The sequence below is a fragment of the Arsenophonus endosymbiont of Aleurodicus floccissimus genome (genome assembly GCF_900343025.1).
Lineage (GTDB): Bacteria > Pseudomonadota > Gammaproteobacteria > Enterobacterales > Enterobacteriaceae > Arsenophonus.
The window spans coordinates 101,491-118,211 of sequence record NZ_OUND01000003.1; the positions used below are offsets into that span (position 1 = coordinate 101,491).

Annotated in this window: 12 protein-coding genes, 2 tRNA genes and 3 pseudogenes; 15 read left to right on the forward strand and 2 right to left on the reverse strand. The window is 39.8% G+C overall.

Annotated features, from left to right (window positions below):
• The first annotated feature begins 57 nt into the window (after positions 1 to 57).
• A pseudogene (gene cgtA / locus ARADI_RS10470) lies at positions 58 to 1,222 on the forward strand (Obg family GTPase CgtA).
• A gap of 52 nt (positions 1,223 to 1,274) precedes the next feature.
• On the opposite strand, the pseudogene dacB reads toward cgtA, so the two are convergent.
• Positions 1,275 to 2,700 (reverse strand): annotated as a pseudogene (gene dacB / locus ARADI_RS19840) (serine-type D-Ala-D-Ala carboxypeptidase).
• Between the two features lie 279 nt (positions 2,701 to 2,979).
• On the opposite strand from dacB, the gene greA reads away from it, so the two are divergent.
• Positions 2,980 to 3,456 carry a transcription elongation factor GreA gene (gene greA, locus ARADI_RS10480; RefSeq protein ID WP_119712024.1) on the forward strand — a complete coding sequence of 159 codons (477 nt, stop codon included), beginning with the start codon at positions 2,980 to 2,982 and terminating at the stop codon, positions 3,454 to 3,456.
• A gap of 113 nt (positions 3,457 to 3,569) precedes the next feature.
• On the opposite strand, the pseudogene yhbY reads toward greA, so the two are convergent.
• A pseudogene (gene yhbY / locus ARADI_RS10485) lies at positions 3,570 to 3,850 on the reverse strand (ribosome assembly RNA-binding protein YhbY).
• Positions 3,851 to 3,984: 134 nt separating this feature from the next.
• On the opposite strand from yhbY, the gene rlmE reads away from it, so the two are divergent.
• From rlmE to rpsO, 13 genes are all read left to right on the forward strand, one after another.
• Positions 3,985 to 4,614 carry a 23S rRNA (uridine(2552)-2'-O)-methyltransferase RlmE gene (gene rlmE / locus ARADI_RS10490; RefSeq protein ID WP_119712025.1) on the forward strand — a complete coding sequence of 210 codons (630 nt, stop codon included), beginning with the start codon at positions 3,985 to 3,987 and terminating at the stop codon, positions 4,612 to 4,614.
• Between the two features lie 59 nt (positions 4,615 to 4,673).
• Positions 4,674 to 6,617 carry an ATP-dependent zinc metalloprotease FtsH gene (gene ftsH, locus ARADI_RS10495; RefSeq protein WP_238149433.1) on the forward strand — a complete coding sequence of 648 codons (1,944 nt, stop codon included), beginning with the start codon at positions 4,674 to 4,676 and terminating at the stop codon, positions 6,615 to 6,617.
• Positions 6,618 to 6,701: 84 nt separating this feature from the next.
• Positions 6,702 to 7,550 carry a dihydropteroate synthase gene (gene folP, locus ARADI_RS10500; protein ID WP_119712027.1) on the forward strand — a complete coding sequence of 283 codons (849 nt, stop codon included), beginning with the start codon at positions 6,702 to 6,704 and terminating at the stop codon, positions 7,548 to 7,550.
• Positions 7,543 to 8,880 carry a phosphoglucosamine mutase gene (gene glmM / locus ARADI_RS10505; protein WP_119712216.1) on the forward strand — a complete coding sequence of 446 codons (1,338 nt, stop codon included), beginning with the start codon at positions 7,543 to 7,545 and terminating at the stop codon, positions 8,878 to 8,880. The genes folP and glmM overlap by 8 nt, the downstream gene beginning before the upstream one ends.
• A 242-nt stretch (positions 8,881 to 9,122) precedes the next feature.
• Entirely contained in the window at positions 9,123 to 9,461 is a 339-nt protein-coding gene (secG, locus tag ARADI_RS10510; protein WP_119712028.1) for a preprotein translocase subunit SecG, read from the forward strand.
• Positions 9,462 to 9,519: 58 nt separating this feature from the next.
• Positions 9,520 to 9,609 (forward strand) — tRNA-Leu (locus ARADI_RS10515).
• A gap of 59 nt (positions 9,610 to 9,668) precedes the next feature.
• A tRNA-Met gene (locus ARADI_RS10520) sits at positions 9,669 to 9,745 on the forward strand.
• A gap of 192 nt (positions 9,746 to 9,937) precedes the next feature.
• On the forward strand, positions 9,938 to 10,390 hold the full coding sequence (rimP, locus tag ARADI_RS10525) for a ribosome maturation factor RimP (protein WP_119712029.1): 453 nt from the start codon (positions 9,938 to 9,940) through the stop codon (positions 10,388 to 10,390).
• A 23-nt stretch (positions 10,391 to 10,413) separates the two neighbouring features.
• Positions 10,414 to 11,928 carry a transcription termination factor NusA gene (gene nusA, locus ARADI_RS10530; RefSeq protein ID WP_119712030.1) on the forward strand — a complete coding sequence of 505 codons (1,515 nt, stop codon included), beginning with the start codon at positions 10,414 to 10,416 and terminating at the stop codon, positions 11,926 to 11,928.
• 21 nt (positions 11,929 to 11,949) lie between these two features.
• Entirely contained in the window at positions 11,950 to 14,565 is a 2,616-nt protein-coding gene (gene infB / locus ARADI_RS10535; protein WP_119712031.1) for a translation initiation factor IF-2, read from the forward strand.
• Between the two features lie 257 nt (positions 14,566 to 14,822).
• On the forward strand, positions 14,823 to 15,239 hold the full coding sequence (gene rbfA, locus ARADI_RS10540) for a 30S ribosome-binding factor RbfA (RefSeq protein WP_119712032.1): 417 nt from the start codon (positions 14,823 to 14,825) through the stop codon (positions 15,237 to 15,239).
• The gene (gene truB / locus ARADI_RS10545; RefSeq protein WP_119712033.1) at positions 15,239 to 16,180 is read left to right on the forward strand and encodes a tRNA pseudouridine(55) synthase TruB; all 942 of its coding nucleotides are present in this window, start codon (positions 15,239 to 15,241) and stop codon (positions 16,178 to 16,180) included. Before rbfA ends, truB begins: the two co-directional genes overlap by 1 nt.
• Positions 16,181 to 16,303: 123 nt before the next feature.
• Complete coding sequence (gene rpsO / locus ARADI_RS10550) at positions 16,304 to 16,573, forward strand: 30S ribosomal protein S15 (RefSeq protein ID WP_119712217.1); 270 nt, start codon at positions 16,304 to 16,306, stop codon at positions 16,571 to 16,573.
• Positions 16,574 to 16,721 lie beyond the last annotated feature (148 nt).

A 16,721-nucleotide genomic window follows, 5' to 3' on the forward strand; every position in this document is an offset into this window, starting at 1 on the left:
CATCTCTGGGTAAAACTACCATCTAGCGTATAATGTCTAGTATGCGGAGAAAAGATAATGAAATTTGTTGATGAAGCCAAAATATTAGTTATAGCTGGCGATGGCGGCAATGGCTGCGTTAGCTTCCGCCGTGAAAAATATATCCCTAAGGGTGGGCCTGATGGTGGAGATGGTGGAGATGGTGGAGATATTTATCTGTTGGCTGATGAAAATCTTAATACGTTGATCGATTATCGATTTGAAACAATCTTCCAAGCTGAGCGGGGACAGAATGGTCAAAGTCGTGATTGTACTGGCAAACGTGGTCAAGATAAGACCATTAAAGTCCCGGTTGGCACGCGAATACGTGATTTTTCAACCAGAAAAATAGTTGGTGATATGACGCGTCACGGGCAACGTTTAATGGTTGCGAAAGGTGGATTTCATGGTTTAGGTAATACCCGATTTAAATCATCAGTCAACCGTGCTCCCCGTCAAAAAACGATGGGAACGAAAGGTGAAACAAGAGAATTGCTACTTGAATTGATTTTATTGGCTGATGTAGGCATGCTAGGTATGCCGAATGCCGGTAAATCGACTTTCATTCGTTCAGTCTCGGCGGCGAAATCCAAAGTTGCCGATTATCCATTTACTACTTTGGTGCCGAGTTTGGGCGTAGTACGCATGGATAGTGAGCAAAGCTTTGTTATTGCTGATATCCCTGGTTTAATTGAAGGAGCGGCAGAAGGAATAGGTCTTGGCATTCGTTTCTTAAAGCATTTGGAACGTTGCACGATACTTCTGCATCTTATTGATATTTGTCCTATTGATGGTTCTGATCCAGCTCAAAATGCCAAAATAATTGATGCGGAACTGGAAAAATATAGTGAGAAATTAGCACAAAAACCACGGTGGTTAGTTTTTAACAAAATTGATCTTTTGACCCCTCCAAGAGACTAATGACGGTATAAAAACTATTGTTGAAGCTTTAGGATGGCAAGACAAGTATTATCAGATTTCTGCGATAAATCAGCTAGGTGTTAAAACACTTTGTTGGGATATTATGACGTTTATCCAAGCCCATCCTCAAAATATATCGGTAGATAGCACAGGATCCGATAAAGCTGAATTTATGTGGGATTATTATCACAAAGAACAGCTACTTGATAATGAAACGGATCTGGATGACGACGATTGGAATGAAGACGATGAACAGGGAATCGTCTTCATTTATAAGCGTTAATTAATGCGAATTATTTTTTAGCGGGTATCGAGTAGATACCCTTTTTTTACTATTAGTAATTACGATAAAGATCTTTATAGAGATGGCTTTCAAAACGGAAAAGCGGAATACGGCGACTATTATATTGCGCTGGTGGAAAGCTATAAGCTGAAATAAACTGCATGAAAGCGATACGCTGACCACTTTGTGCGGTAATGAAGCCGACGGAGGTTATATACTCCTTGTAAAGCACCGGTTTTAGCTGAGACCTTACCATTCGTTGTCTAAGCCACCACGATAACGTAAAGTACCATCATGACCAGCTAATAGTAACATAGCAATGAAGTTTAGTTGGTTATCATGTTTAGTAATATATTGCAAAATAGACATCATAGCCGTTGGTGTAATTAAATTGTGACGAGATAGTCCTGAACCATCTACTATAATCGTATTAGCTAAGTTAATATTGGCTTTCTGTTTTAAAATCTGGCTGATAGCATCGGAGCCAGAAGACCAGGTACCTGGGACACCATAATATTCACGGCCTATGGTTCTAAAGATCGCATCAGCTATCATATTATCAGATTTTTTTTAACATTATTGTCAGCAAATGATGTAACGGTTTAGATTTTGTCGTGGCCAGGATATTTCCTGCTATGGTAGGCAAATGGCGTTGTTTAATGTGCCCGGTAATCGTGATTTTGGCATCTATCAGGTTAATTTTTATAATAGCTCCTGCATAACTTGCGCCGTTTTGAACGGCAAATGCTAATGGTAGCGGTTCAGCGCGTTGAGTTAAGCAACCCTTTAATATATAACGGTTTAGTTCTCCTGGTATAACGTCTAATGCGCAATAACGTGCATCAGTTGAACCTTTTGCTAGCGTAATAACTTGACTGAAGATATTAATAGGGTAAAAAGAGGCAGTATGGACATGTGCGATATCGCCAGGTTTCTAACCACTATGTAAAGTGGCTGAAAAACAGTTTTTATCGATAATAGCGGCGCTTGGTGGAGCACTAAAACATTGTGTCACATACATTCCATACCCACCCTGGAGCCTTATCGTGGCCAGCGAAGGCTGATATATCGATGATTAAATCGCCTTCAACTTGTTCAATACCAAGTTGTTTTAATTCAGCTACCATGTTGCGAATTTGTTGGCGCGTTAAGGTTGGATCGCCAGTGAAGCGTACAACCAAATCACTTTTTAAACGATGATCGATAATTTTTCCTTCAGTTTCGAAATGGGTGACAAATTGATAATCGCGACCTAATTGAAGTAATGCGGCTAGTGCGGTAATAATTTTTTGAGTACTTGCAGGTAGTGCCATTTGTTGGCTATGGTAATCAAACAATGGGGTATCACTCCCCACTTTTTGCGCGATAAAAGAGAGATTTGTACCAGCAGGCAGATAATTAATATAGTTTTCAATTGGTGCTGATAGCGCCTGATTGAATATGAAAAGTAGGTTAAATAACCAATATGATCTTCCAATTTAAAAAAAAGCCATAAGTGCTATATATAAAAGTAGACATAATAGACATACTAAAGTGTAATGCAGAAAAAAGTAAACGGTGACCTAGCATTAAGTGTGCGTTAGAATGGTTAATTAAATGATAGAATAATAAAGTTGTAAATTAATAGTTAACAAGGTTTGCCCCCTTTTTTGTTTGCCCAGAATGTTGTTTTGTCAGAAGTGCTAATTTGCTTTAATGACAGAAAAATCAGGAAGATATTTAATTTTTATTTAGGAAAGAATCAGAGGCACTTATTAATGAAACAGATTCCAATGACGGTACGTGGCGTAGACAAGCTGCGTAAAGAGTTAGAATTTTTAAAGAATATTCGCCGTCCTGAAATTATTGCTGCTATTACAGAAGCACGTGAACATGGTGATTTGAAAGAAAATGCAGAATATCATGCAGCGCGTGAGCAGCAAGGGTTTTGCGAAGGGCGTATCCAAGAAATTGAGGCTAAATTGTCTCATACGCAAGTTATTGATGTAACAAAAATGAAAAATGAGGGTCGTGTAATATTCGGCGCGACAGTTACCGTATTTAATGTAACGACAAATGAAGATCAGATTTATCGTATTGTGGGTGATGATGAAGCCGACATCAAAGAAAATCTCATTTCTGTTAATTCGCCAATAGCTCGCGGCCTGATCGGTAAGACTATGGATGATGTGGCAGTTATCAACACCCCTGGAGGTGAAGTTGAATATGAAATTTTACGAGTGGAATATATTTGATTTTCATTTTATCTTAAAGTGTTATGTTCTTGAGTTAATTCAAAAGTAAAAGAGGCCAAAGCGGCCTTTTTGACCCTGAAGTGGGATGGCATTTTTGTATAAATGTAGAAAACTTATTTAGGTAAAATGATCTTGCGTGCTTCAGAAGGGCGATAGGGTATAAAAATTTTACCAATAATTTGCACATTGATAGCATCGGTTTCTCGAACAATAGCGTTAGCTATCAAATTTTTGCTTTCGCGATCTTGATTTTAATAATTTCATGATATGACAAAGATTGTTCGATTTCAGCTAAAATACCTTCAGTTAAACCATTGTTACCTATCATTACAACAGGGTTTAGATGATAAGCAAGGCTTTTTAGATATTGTATTTGCTTTTTATTAAGAGTCATTGTTTTTTGCTTTAGTGGGATTGAAAACAGTACATTCTACCGCCACCTTTTAGTTATCACCATAAATTCTATAATTTTGGTATATCGAAAATGGCAGAGATCAGTGTTATTTTATAAGTATAGTTGGAAAAACAATGGCTAATAAAAAGTGTTCAGCAAGCTCTAGTCGTTGGTTGCAGGAACATTTTAGTGATAAATACGTTCTTCAAGCACAAAAAAAAGGGTTTCGCTCGCGTGCATGGTTTAAATTGGATGAGATCCAGCAGCAGCAGAGTGATAAAATATTTAAACCTGGTATGACCGTTGTTGATTTAGGGGCAGCGCCTGGTGGTTGGTCTCAATATGCAGTAAGCAAAGTTGGCCAGACGGGGCGGGTTATTGCATGTGATTTATTACTAATGGATCACATCGGATGTGTTGATTTCTTACAAGGAGATTTTCGGGATGAGCAGATATTAAAGGCATTACTTGAACGAGTTGGTGATAAAAAAGTCCAGGTTGTTATGTCTGATATGGCTCCCAATATGAGTGGGGCACCTGCTGTCGATATTCCTCGATCCATGTATCTGGTTGAGCTAGCGTTGGATATGTGTCGCGATGTACTGGCTACTGGGGGAAGTTTTATTGTTAAAGTATCTCAGGGAGAAGGCTTTGATGAATATCTGAGGGAAATTCGCTCTCGATTTTTGAAAGTTAAAATTCGTAAACCAGATGCTTCACGTTCACGTGAAGTGTACATTGTAGCGACAGGACACAAAATATAGTACCCTGTACGTTATTTATTTAACATAGTTGTAATGAAGAGGTTCATCCCTTGAGTGACATGGCGAAAAACCTGATTCTCTGGGTAGTCATTGCGGTAGTCCTGATGTCTCTATTCCAGAGTTTTGGTCCTAGCGATTCGAATAGTCGCAGGGTGGATTATTCTACCTTTATGAATGAGTTAACTCAGGATCAGATACGTGAAGTGCGGATTTCTGATCGTGAAATTAGTGTTAAGAAAACGGATAACAGTCGTTATACGACTTATATTCCAGTGCGAGAGGATCCAAGATTGTTGGATACCTTGCTTGAAAGGCATGTCACCGTCATTGGTGAACCACCTCAAGAGCAAAGTTTCTTAGCGACTATTTTCATTTCCTGGTTCCCAATGCTTTTACTAATTGGGGTTTGGATCTTTTTTATGCGTCAGATGCAAGGAGGAGGTGGCAAAGGTGCTATGTCCTTTGGTAAGAGTAAGGCGCGCATGCTGACAGAAGATCAAATTAAAACCACTTTTGCTGATATTGCCGGTTGTGATGAAGCGAAAGAAGAAGTTGGTGAACTAGTTGAATATTTGCGTGAACCGGGGCGTTTTCAAAAATTAGGTGGTAAGATTCCTAAGGGAATTTTGATGGTAGGGCCACCGGGAACAGGTAAAACTTTATTGGCAAAAGCCATTGCTGGTGAAGCAAAAGTTCCTTTTTTTACTATTTCCGGTTCAGATTTCGTAGAAATGTTCGTTGGTGTTGGTGCTTCTCGAGTTCGTGATATGTTTGAACAAGCAAAGAAAGCCGCGCCTTGTATTATATTTATTGACGAAATCGATGCGGTTGGCCGCCAACGTGGCGCAGGTTTGGGAGGAGGGCACGATGAACGTGAACAAACTCTTAACCAAATGTTGGTAGAGATGGATGGATTTGAAGGTAATGAAGGTATTATTGTTATTGCCGCTACCAACCGTCCCGATGTGTTAGATCCGGCATTATTGCGTCCTGGACGTTTTGATCGGCAGGTTGTTGTGGGTTTGCCTGATGTACGTGGTCGTGAGCAGATTTTGAAAGTTCATATGCGCCGTGTACCTTTAGATCCTAGTGTTGATGCTTCAGTATTGGCACGAGGCACACCTGGTTTTTCTGGTGCTGATTTAGCTAATTTAGTTAATGAAGCCGCCCTTTTTGCCGCACGCGGAAATAAGCGTGTTGTCACGATGGTGGAATTCGAAAAGGCAAAAGACAAGATCATGATGGGTGCTGAACGTCGCTCTATGGTGATGACAGAAGAACAAAAAGAATCTACGGCTTATCATGAGGCTGGCCATGCGATTATAGGACGTATTGTTCCAGAACATGATCCTGTTCATAAAGTGACAATTATCCCACGTGGTCGTGCGTTAGGTGTCACATTCTTCTTGCCAGAAGGTGATCAAATTAGTGCGAGTCGGCAAAAGCTAGAAAGTCAAATTTCTACGCTTTACGGCGGCAGATTAGCTGAAGAAATTATTTACGGTTCAGAAAAGGTATCTACTGGCGCGTCAAATGACATTAAAGTAGCAACTAATCTTGCTCGTAATATGGTGACGCAATGGGGTTTTTCTGAGAAATTAGGGCCATTGCTCTATGCCGAAGAAGAAGGTGAGGTTTTCCTGGGCCGTTCGGTTGCTAAAGCTAATCATATGTCAGACGAAACTGCGCGAGCAATTGATGAAGAGATCAAGGCAATTATTGATCGTAATTATAAACGAGCTCGTCAGATTTTGAATGAACACATGGATATTTTGCATGCGATGAAGGATGCATTGATGAAATATGAAACCATTGATGCACCTCAAATTGATGATTTGATGAATCGCCGTCCAGTTAGAGCTCCAGCTGGCTGGGATGATAATGATAGTAATCCTGCTGCAACATCCTCATCACAAAGAGAGCCAGAAAAGAATATTTCTGCCGCTCAGGGTGAAGATAATGTGCAAGAAAATGATAATGGAAGTAACACAGAGAATCGTTAATGATCATTGGTTCTCTATGTGAAATGAATAAATGATTGAAACCCCAGGACAACCTGGGGTTTTGTTTGGTTGAGTAAGGTGATTATGAAAATTACTGCCCGAAAAATAAAGCTTGATCTTAATTGTCCTATCGTTATGGGAATATTAAATGTTACTCCAGACTCTTTTTCTGATGGTGGTATATACAATCGTTATGACTATGCGCTCAAGCATGTAGCTAGTATGGTTAACTATGGTGCGGCAATTATCGATATTGGTGGTGAATCAACCCGTCCGGGTGCTAGTGAAGTCAATCTACAGCAAGAACTTGATCGAGTTATCCCAATAATCGAAGCAGTAACTGACCGTTTTGATGTTTGGGTTTCTGTTGATACATCTAAAGCTGTTGTCATTACAGAGGCAACTAGAGCAGGTGCGCATATTATTAATGATGTTCGGTCGCTACATGAACCGGGTGCATTAGAAGCTGCGGCTGAAACAGGATTACCGATCTGTATTATGCATATGTTAGGTCAACCTAAGACAATGCAACAAACACCCGATTATAAAAATGTGGTTGCAAAAGTAAAACAGTATTTATCAGATGAAATTGAACGTTGTGAAGCTGCTGGCATTGCAAAAAATCGTTTGATTATTGATCCAGGTTTCGGTTTTGGTAAAAACTTGGTGCATAATTATCAATTATTAGCGAAATTGAATGAATTTCATGCTTTAGAAGTGCCACTACTAGTTGGTATGTCACGTAAATCTATGATTGGTGAACTATTAGATGTACGACTAGAGGAACGGCTTATTGGCGGTATCGCATGCGCAGTTATCGCAGCTATGCAGGGAGCACAGATTATTCGTGCTCATGATGTGAAAGAAACTGTACAGGCTATGAAGATTGTTCAAGCAACCCTTTCAGTAAAGGAAACAGATGATTATGAGTAAGCGCAAATATTTTGGCACCGATGGTATTCGTGGCAAAGTAGGAGAAAACCCAATTACCCCTGATTTTGTTTTGAAATTGGGTTGGGCAGCGGGAAAGGTTTTAGCGCGGCATGGTTCTCGTAAAATAATCATAGGTAAAGATACACGCATTTCAGGTTACATGTTGGAGTCATCTTTAGAAGCGGGTCTTGCAGCAGCAGGGTTATCAGCTGCATTTACAGGTCCTATGCCTACACCAGCGATTGCTTATTTAACACGCACATACCGTGCTGAAGCAGGTATTGTCATTTCTGCTTCCCATAATCCCTATTATGATAATGGTATTAAATTCTTTTCGATTGATGGCACTAAGTTACCTGATGATGTAGAAGAAGCAATAGAAGCTGAGATGGAGAAACCACTTACTTGTGTTGAGTCTGCCGAATTAGGACGAGCGAGTCGCATTGTTGATGCTGCTGGGCGTTATATAGAGTATTGCAAAGGGACTTTTCCCAGTGACCAAAGTCTAAGTGGATTAAAAATAGTTTTAGATTGTGCTAATGGCGCAACATATCATATTGCCCCGAATGTTTTAACTGAGCTTGGTGCGGAAGTCATCGCAATCGGCTGTGAACCAAATGGACTGAATATTAATGAGGGTTGTGGCGCGACTGATGTTACGCTATTACAAAAACGTCTGGCAACAGAAAAAGCGGATATTGGTCTTGCTTTTGATGGTGATGGTGATCGCGTAATAATGGTTGATCATCGTGGTAATAGAATAGATGGTGATCAAATTCTTTATATTATTGTGTGTGATGCACTTCGACAAGGTCAATTGCACGGTGGAGTTGTTGGCACTTTAATGAGTAATATGGGATTAGAATTAGCCCTGCAACAGTTGGATATACCTTTTATCAGGGCAAAAGTTGGCGATCGTTATGTTCTCGAAAAATTACAAGAGCAAGGATGGCGGCTTGGTGCTGAAAATTCAGGCCATATTATTTTGTTAGATAAAACGACAACAGGTGATGGGATTATTGCTGGTTTACAAGTTCTAAGTGCGATGATCCGTAATAATATGAGTCTTTATGATCTCTGTTGTGAGATTAAATTGATGCCTCAGGTATTAATAAATGTGCGTTTTTCCGGTAGCCATAATCCATTGGCCACAGAAGATGTTTTAAATGTGGTAAACCAAGTGGAAAAAGAACTAGCAGGTAGAGGACGGGTTTTATTGCGTAAATCAGGTACCGAGCCTTTAATTCGTATCATGGTGGAAGGTGAAAATGAAAAGCAGGTTACCTCAATGGTTAATCGCATTGCTGAAGTGGTTAAGCAAGTGAAATAAATCATAATATTTTTACAAAAGATCATATGGTTGTATAAGTATTATGTCATTTTTCGCCAACTGGCTTTGGAGAACAACTTTTGTTGTTTTTTTCTACAAACAGTACGATGAGATAAAAAATAATCTTGCTTGTCAGCTAAGGTTTGGTTAGTATTCAAAACCGCTCCTTAAAGTAACGACTTAAGGAGGAAGTTGCAATAGATAGGTTTTTCCGAGCTTTATTGTCAAATAGGTAGTTAGCTATGTACATAACCATTTTGGTTATCTTTTTATTAGTCTCAATTGCGCTGATTGGTATGGTCATGCTGCAACAAGGGAAAGGTGCTGATATGGGAGCTTCATTCGGTGCAGGTGCTTCTGCAACATTATTTGGTTCATCAGGATCAGGTAATTTTATGACGCGGATAACGGCTATCTTTGCAACATTATTCTTTGTTATCAGTTTAATTTTAGGGAATTTAACTGCTAGTAAAAGTGTGACTGGAGGCAAATGGGAAAACATTGGTGAACCTGTTAAAGTTGAGAAACCAGTGGGAGTTCCTACAGCGCCTGTAGCACCAACAAGTGATATCCCTCATTAATTAAGCAACAGTTTGTGTAGTGAGTGAGGCTGTTATTAAAAAATTGTCTTACTGGTGTGCCGAGCTGGTGAAATTGGTATACACGCTACCTTGAGGTGGTAGTGCCTATAAAACGGGCGTACGGGTTCAAGTCCCGTTCTCGGCACCATTTTAAAAGATAGCTTGCGTTTCGCATATTATAAGCGTAAAATCTGCGGAATTTCCGAACGCGGGGTGGAGCAGGCAGGTAGCTCGTCGGGCTCATAACCCGAAGGTCGTTGGTTCAAATCCGGCTCCCGCAACCACTTCTTAGCATATGATCTATTTCAGGCGTCTTATTGGATTATTTTCGTTTGGAAGAGTCCTGAGTAAGGGGTTATAAACCTACTGGAAGTGTATAGGGTCCAGTTGCATAAAGCCCCGGTTTTCGGGGTTTTTTGTTATTTAAAACAGAATTACTGGGCTTTTAGCCCTTTTTTTATGTCTGGGGATGGGGTTTGTCCACGTTAGAGCAAAAATTAATATCTATGATTTCAGTGCCGGTAGAAGCTCTAGGTTTTGAATTTGTTGGTCTGGAGTTTATTCGAGCACGTGTTTCGACATTACGCGTTTATATTGATAATGAAAATGGTATTACCGTTGATGATTGTGCCGAAGTTAGCCATCAGGTCAGGTCAGTATTGGATGTTGAAGATCCGATCTCAGAGCTCTATAACCTAGAAATATCTTCACCAGGACTTGAGCGTCCGCTCTTTACTGTTACACACTATCAGCATTGTATTGGTAAAGAAGTGAATTTAATATTAAGAATAGCAATGCAGAACCGTCGTAAATGGCGAGGTATAATTAAAGCTGTTGATGACGAAATGATTACGGTTACTGTGGATGGCAAGGACGAAGTGTTTGCACTGAAAAACATCCAGAAAGCTAACCTGGTACCCCATTTTTAATAAAGTTCAATGAGGCAACTAGGATGAATAAAGAAATTCTGGCTGTTGTGGAAGCGGTTTCTAATGAAAAATCGCTTCCTCGCGAAAAAATCTTTGAAGCGCTTGAAACCGCATTAGCAACAGCTACTAAGAAAAAATATGAACAAGAGATTGATGTTCGCGTTAATATTGATCGTAAAACGGGAGATTTTGATACATTTCGTCGTTGGTTGGTAGTTGAAGAAGTCACACAGCCGACACGTGAAATTACTTTAGATGCGGCAAAATTTGAAGACTCAGAGATTAATTTAGGCGATTATGTAGAGGATCAAATAGAGTCTGTTACCTTTGACCGCATTACCACTCAAACGGCAAAACAGGTTATTGTTCAAAAGGTACGTGAAGCTGAGAGAGCGATGGTTGTCGAACAATTTCGTGAGCAGCAAGGTGAAATCATTACCGGGGTGATAAAAAAAGTTAATCGTGAAAATATTACCTTAGATTTAGGTAATAATGCCGAAGCGGTAATTTTACGGGAAGATATGTTACCACGTGAAAACTTTCGACCAGGTGACCGTGTGCGTGGTGTATTGTATGATGTACGCCCAGAAGCGCGTGGAGCGCAGCTGTTTGTTAGCCGTTCTCGTCCTGAAATGTTAGTAGAATTATTTCGCATAGAAGTACCGGAAATCGGTGAAGAAATTATTGAAATTAAAGCCGCTGCTCGTGACCCAGGATCGCGGGCAAAAATTGCCGTAAAAACGAATGATAAACGCATCGATCCAGTAGGCGCTTGTGTTGGGATGCGTGGTGCAAGGGTGCAAGCAGTATCAAGCGAACTTGGAGGAGAGCGTATTGATATTGTTTTGTGGGATCATAATCCTGCACAATTTGTGATTAATGCGATGGCGCCAGCTGACGTTGCCTCTATTGTCGTTGATGAAGATAAATGTACGATGGATGTTGCCGTTGAAAGTAGTAATTTGGCTCAGGCAATTGGCCGCAATGGACAAAACGTTCGCTTAGCTTCCCAGTTACTGAAAAAGCATCGTGGAGATGACAGATGGGAATTGAATGTAATGACCGCGGAAGAACTTGAAGCTAAACATCAAGCAGAGGCACATGCATCTATTGATTCTTTTGTTAAGCACCTTGATATTGATGAAGAATTCGCTACTGCTCTCGTTGAAGAAGGTTTTTCTACATTAGAAGAATTAGCTTATGTACCAATCAAAGAACTATTAGAAATTGAAAATCTTGATGAGACAACGATTGAAGTTTTGCGTGAAAGAGCGAAAGCAGCGCTGACGACATTAGAATTGGCTCAAAAAGAGAGTATGGGTGATAATCAGCCAACTGAGGATCTGTTAAATCTACCAGGTATGAATCATGCTTTAGCAATGAACCTAGCTGCTCATGGTATTTGTACATTCGAAGATCTTGCCGAGCAGGGGATCGACGATCTGAGAGATATTGAAGAAGGTCTGAATGATGAACTGGCTGGTGAAATTATTATGGCTGCGCGCAATATTTGCTGGTTTGGCAACGATCCAAAATAATTTGTAGCAGGAAGGAACAGAATGGCAGATGAAACTGTAAAATCATTGGCAGCAGAGATTCAAACTTCAGTTGAACGCTTGGTACAGCAGTTTGCTGATGCCGGGATAAAGAAAACTGAAAATGACGCTGTTACTCAAAATGAAAAAGAAACTTTACTTGCATACTTAAATCGTGAAGATGGGACGACAGGTAACCAGACTGGCAAATTAACACTACAGCGAAAAACTCGCAGCACACTAAGTGTACCGAGTACTGGCGGAAAAAGTAAATCAGTCAACATTGAGGTCCGTAAAAAGCGCACATATGTTGACCGCGATGTCTTGGAAAAAGCGAAAGCTGAAGAACAAGTGAAGCATGAAGCGGAAGAGCAAGCAAAGTGCGAAGCAGCGGAAAAAGAGAAAGTGAAACAAAGTAAAAATAATCCAAAAACAGCTAAATCCAGTCAAGATTCAGCTGGTTATACTGAAAAACAGCGTCGCGAAGCTGAGGTAGCAGAGCTTAAACGTAAAGCTGAAGAAGAGATGCGACGTAAGGTTGAAGCGGAAGCTAAACGTGTTGCCGAAGAAGCTCGTCGTATGGCAGAGGAAAACTCCAATCGTTGGAGTAGTGATGACGAAACAGAAGATAATGTAGATTATCATACTACGACTTCTCGTCATGCTCGTGAAGCAGAAGATGAAAATGATGCCCAAGAAGAAGGCCGTCGCGCCCGAAATCGAGGTGGAAAGGCTACTCGGCAGAAAAAAAATAATAAACATTCTGAAAAAGCTGATCGCGAAGAAGAGCGAGCGGTTGGTCGTACGAATAAAACCAAAGGTAAACAGAAAAAAACCAGTTTATTACAGCAAAGTTTCACAAAACCGGTTGCGGTTATTAACCGCGATGTTGTGATTGGCGAAACTATCTCGGTTGCTGAATTAGCGAATAAGATGGCAATTAAAGGCTCGCAAGTTGTCAAGACCATGATGAAAATGGGCGCTATGGTGACCATCAATCAGGTTGTTGATCAAGAAACAGCGCAACTTGTGGCAGAGGAAATGGGGCATAAAGTTATTTTACGACGTGAAAACGAGCTGGAAGAAGCGATTTTAAATGATCGTGATACCGGTGAAGCAGTTGCAGAACCTCGAGCGCCAGTCGTAACGATCATGGGGCATGTTGACCATGGTAAAACTTCATTACTTGACTATATTCGTTCAACTAAAGTTGCATCGGGTGAAGCCGGCGGCATTACCCAGCACATAGGTGCCTATCATGTTGAAACAGATAAAGGCATGATTACCTTCTTAGATACACCAGGACATGCTGCATTTACTTCAATGCGCGCGCGCGGTGCTAAAGCAACGGATATTGTTGTTTTGGTCGTTGCGGTGGATGATGGTGTGATGCCTCAGACGATAGAAGCTATTCAGCATGCCAAGGCCGCTAATGTGCCGGTTGTCGTTGCAGTTAATAAAATTGATAAACACGAAGCTGATCCTGATCGCGTCAAAAATGAGCTGTCGCAATATGGTGTTGTAGCTGAAGAGTGGGGTGGCGAAAATCAATTTATCAATGTATCTGCCAAAAAAGGGACAGGCATTGATGAATTATTAGAAGCTATCTTATTACAAGCTGAAGTATTAGAACTCAAAGCGGTTCGTACTGGAATGGCAAGTGGTGTTGTTATCGAGTCTTATTTGGACAAAGGTCGCGGATCGGTTGCGACGATTTTAGTTCAGGAAGGCACCCTTAATAAAGGTGACATTGTACTATGTGGTTTTGAGTATGGCCGTATTCGTGCAATGCGTAATGAATTAGGTGAAGATATTCAGTCTGCGGGGCCATCGATTCCGGTTGAAATTCTGGGGTTATCAAATGTACCTTCAGCAGGTGATGAAGCAACGGTTGTCCGTGATGAAAAGAAAGCGCGTGAGGTTGCACTTTATCGTCAAGGTAAATTCCGAGAAGTAAAATTGGCACGCCAGCAGAAGTCAAAACTAGAAAACATGTTTGCTAATATGGAAGATGGTAAGATTTCTGAGTTAAATATTGTATTAAAAACCGATGTACAAGGTAGCTGTGAAGCCATTACTGATTCGTTGCAAAAATTATCAACTGATGAAGTGAAAGTAAAAATTATTGGTTCAGGTGTGGGTGGTATTACAGAAACCGATGTTACATTGGCTGCTGCTTCTAATGCAATTATCATTGGTTTCAATGTGCGCGCCGATACTGCAGCAAGACGCATTGTTGAAAGTGAAAATTTGGATCTACGCTATTACTCGGTTATTTATAGTCTTATCGATGAGATCAAACAGGCGATGAGTGGTATGTTGGAGCCTGAATATAAACAGCAAATTATTGGATTAGCTGAAGTCCGTCATGTATTTAAATCACCCAAATTTGGGGCCATTGCTGGTTGTATGGTTGTTGAAGGCATAATCAAGCGTAATAACCCTATCCGTGTATTGCGAGATAATGTGGTTATTTATGAAGGTGAATTGGAATCATTACGTCGCTTTAAAGATGATGTCAACGAAGTACGCAATGGTATGGAGTGTGGTATTGGTGTGAAGAATTATAATGATGTACGTGTTGGTGATATGATAGAAGTATTTGAAATCATTGAAGTGAAACGTTCTATTGATAATTAATGCCCTTCTTTATTGATGATTATTAAAAGGCCATAACATCAGTTATGGCCTTTTAGTTAAAGAGTTATAGATAACCATTTAGATTGGGTATATTGGTTATTGATTGTTGCGATGAGATTAATTCTATTATGATAAATAATAATTAATATTTATTTAATATAAGAATAAAATAGATATAAGTATTGAATTTTAATATATATATCATAATAATTAATGGTCATTATATTTTAGTTTTACCCTTGTGAGGAGATATCATAATGGCAAAAGAGTTTGGTCGTGCTCAGCGTGTTGCCCAGGAAATACAAAAAGAGATCGCTATTATTCTTCATCGAGAAATTAAAGATCCACGTGTTAAAATGGCTACTGTCTCAGGGGTGGAAGTTTCTCGCGATTTGGCTTATGCCAAAGTATTCGTGACTTTTTTAAACATATCAGCAAAAGAACATGAAACAGATATGGTTAAAAATGGTATTAAAGTATTGAATGGCGATATGGCGAAACATATTCGTTCTTTGTTGGGTAAAGCGATGCGTTTACGTATTGTTCCTGAATTAACTTTTTTTTATGATAGCTCTTTGGTGGAAGGTATGTGTATGTCTAATTTAGTTAGCAACGTGATCCGTGATGATGAAAAGCGCCTTCATACTAAAAAAGATGATAAAGAGAGCAAGTAATGAGGCTTCGTCGTGGTCGTGAGGTTCACGGAGTATTGTTATTAGATAAACCGGCAGAACTTTCATCTAATGACGCTTTGCAGAAAGTATGTCGTTTATTTAATGCAAAAAAAGCCGGTCATACAGGAGTACTTGATCCTTTAGCAACTGGCATGTTGCCGATTTGTTTGGGTGAAGCAACCAAATTTTCACAATTTTTACTTGATTCTGATAAACGCTATCGGGTTATTGCTCGTTTAGGACAGCGTACTGATACTTCTGATGCGCATGGTAAAATAATTTGTCAACGCCCTATCGAAATAACACAGCTGCAACTTGATAAGGCATTAGATCAATTTCGTGGTAATTTAATCCAAATACCGTCTATGTATTCTGCGCTTAAATATCAGGGTAAGTCACTCTATGAATATGCCCGTCAGGGGATTACTATTGAACGTGAAGGCCGGCCGATTACTGTTTATGATTTACAATTTGAGCGTTGGCAAAAGAATGAACTGGAATTAACAATTCATTGTTCTAAAGGAACTTATATACGAACTATTATTGATGATTTAGGTGAATTGTTGGGTTGTGGTGCTCATGTTATTTATCTAAGGCGCTTACAGGTAGCTAGTTATCCCACTGAACGTATGGTAACAATAGAACAATTATATACCCTTAAGCAGCAAGTGGAATTAGGGACAACTTCTCTGGAGGCACAATTAGATCCTTTATTATTACCAATGGATACAGCAGTTAATCGTTTTCCTGAAATCAATATTTCATCGATTGTTGCAAGCTATTTTAAACAAGGGCAAGCGGTTGTTGTTGCTAACCATCGGCTTTCCGAAGGTAATAAAGTTCGCGTAACAAAAGGTGATATGCATAAATTTATTGGTATTGCTGAGATCGATGAACAAAATAGGATAGCACCTCGTCGTTTAGTGGTGGAAAGTGTTTGATAGGATTTAGATGTAATCTTGCGTTATGATTAATTGAAGCGTAAAATAGGTTAGCATTTGTTCGGGAATGGCTGAATTAGAGATTGGCTTTCCTTATGTTTAATGGAAAATTTGGAGTTATTTATGTCTCTAAGTACCGAAGCGAAAGCGCAAATTATCTCAGACTATGGCCGTGATAAAAATGATACGGGTTCTAGTGAAGTTCAGGTTGCTCTATTAACTGCGGAGATCAATCATTTGCAAGGTCACTTTGTCAAGCACAAGAAAGATCACCACAGCCGTCGAGGGCTGTTGCGTATGGTTGCTCAGCGTCGTAAGCTATTGAATTATCTTAAGGGTAAAGATGTTGCTCATTATACCACACTTATTGAGCGCTTAGGATTACGTCGCTGATTAGTTGGTTTCAAAAGAAAAGGGGCCTACTGGCCCCTTTTCTGCTAGAAAGCGGAAAAAATTTTTAGAATTGGTTTACACTTACAAAATGATTTTAGGAAATAGATTTTTGTCAATTTATTTCTAAATAATGTGAGCTTCTTTAGCT

Coding starts and splice junctions, on each gene's coding strand:
- greA (WP_119712024.1), top strand. CDS start 2,980: ATGAAACAGATTCCAATGACGGTACGTGGCGTAGACAAGCTGCGTAAA.
- rlmE (WP_119712025.1), top strand. CDS start 3,985: ATGGCTAATAAAAAGTGTTCAGCAAGCTCTAGTCGTTGGTTGCAGGAA.
- ftsH (WP_238149433.1), top strand. CDS start 4,674: ATGGCGAAAAACCTGATTCTCTGGGTAGTCATTGCGGTAGTCCTGATG.
- folP (WP_119712027.1), top strand. CDS start 6,702: ATGAAAATTACTGCCCGAAAAATAAAGCTTGATCTTAATTGTCCTATC.
- glmM (WP_119712216.1), top strand. CDS start 7,543: ATGAGTAAGCGCAAATATTTTGGCACCGATGGTATTCGTGGCAAAGTA.
- secG (WP_119712028.1), top strand. CDS start 9,123: ATGTACATAACCATTTTGGTTATCTTTTTATTAGTCTCAATTGCGCTG.
- nusA (WP_119712030.1), top strand. CDS start 10,414: ATGAATAAAGAAATTCTGGCTGTTGTGGAAGCGGTTTCTAATGAAAAA.
- infB (WP_119712031.1), top strand. CDS start 11,950: ATGGCAGATGAAACTGTAAAATCATTGGCAGCAGAGATTCAAACTTCA.
- rbfA (WP_119712032.1), top strand. CDS start 14,823: ATGGCAAAAGAGTTTGGTCGTGCTCAGCGTGTTGCCCAGGAAATACAA.
- truB (WP_119712033.1), top strand. CDS start 15,239: ATGAGGCTTCGTCGTGGTCGTGAGGTTCACGGAGTATTGTTATTAGAT.
- rpsO (WP_119712217.1), top strand. CDS start 16,304: ATGTCTCTAAGTACCGAAGCGAAAGCGCAAATTATCTCAGACTATGGC.